The organism is Rhodococcus sp. HM1, assembly GCF_023218075.1.
Classification (GTDB): Bacteria; Actinomycetota; Actinomycetes; order Mycobacteriales; family Mycobacteriaceae; genus Rhodococcus.
The window spans coordinates 1-1,079 of record NZ_JALPTB010000180.1; the positions used below are offsets into that span (position 1 = coordinate 1).

Annotated in this window: 1 protein-coding gene; it reads right to left on the minus strand. The window is 73.2% G+C overall.

The annotated features are described in order from the left end of the window. The coding region (locus tag M1M07_RS32295) for an Hsp70 family protein (RefSeq protein WP_248676779.1) at positions 1-1,079 on the minus strand (1,079 nt) is incomplete at both ends.

The following is a 1,079-nucleotide window of genomic DNA, read 5'->3' on the forward strand; positions in this document are numbered from 1 at the left end:
GGGTCGGTGGCGCGTCCGCCGGCGACGAACCCGGCCGCGCCCTTGGCGACGACGGTTTTCGGGTCGTCGAGGGTGGCGATCGGGCCGAGTTCGGCCAGGCGCCGGTGCACATACGGGATCCGGGAGGAGCCGCCGGTCAGATACAGCGCCTGCAACCGGCCGCGGTCGATCCCGGCCTCGCGCAGCACCGTCGCGGCCAGCTGCACCCCGCGGCCGATCTGCGGTTCGATCAGCTGCTCGAACTCCTCCCGCGTCAGCGTCAGGGTCAGGTTGGCGCCGTGGCCGGCCACCCGGATCGTCGCCGACGGGGCGTCGGAGAGCAGTTCCTTGGCGCGGCGGATCTGATCGTCGAGGGTGCGGCGGGCATCGAGCCCGGCGGGGCTGCGCAGCCACGCCACCAGCTGCGGGTTCTCGTCGGCCAGGTGCTGTTCGACCCAGCGCGAGATGGTGGCGTCGAGGTTCTTACCGCCCAGGGCGGTGTCGCCGCCGGCGCGCAGCACCTCGAAGGTCCACTCGTCGGTGGCGGTGAGCACCGCCACGTCGCAGGTGCCGCCGCCGAAGTCGAACACCGCGATGGTCGAGCCCTTGACGATCTTGGCGTCGTGCCGGCGGGAGTAGTAGAACGCGGCGGCGCGGGGTTCGGAGATCAGCGACACGTGCCCGCCGAGGCCGGCGGCGGTGGCGGCCTCGCGCAGCACCGCCAGTTCGCGGCCGGACCAGGCCTCGGGGTGGGTGAGCACCACCTCGCCGGGTGGCTGGTGGTTGTGGGCGGTCAGGGCGCGGGTGTGCACGGTGCGCAGTACCGCGGCGATGGTCGCGGCGACCGGCAGGTGGTGGCCGCGTACCAGCATCGACCGGTCGGACACGTGGGCCTTGGGGGCGGCGACGAAGCCGGCGGGGTCGACGGTGGCCTGGTTGACGGCGACCTCGCCGGTGGCGATGCCGCCGTGCGGGTCGAGGTAGACCGAGGAGGGCATCAGGTTGCTGGTGTGGGTCAGCGGCAGGGATTCGACCCGGTCCGGGCCGATGCGGTGTGCGGCGGAGGTGTTGGAGGTGCCGAAGTCGACCGCCAGGACCCA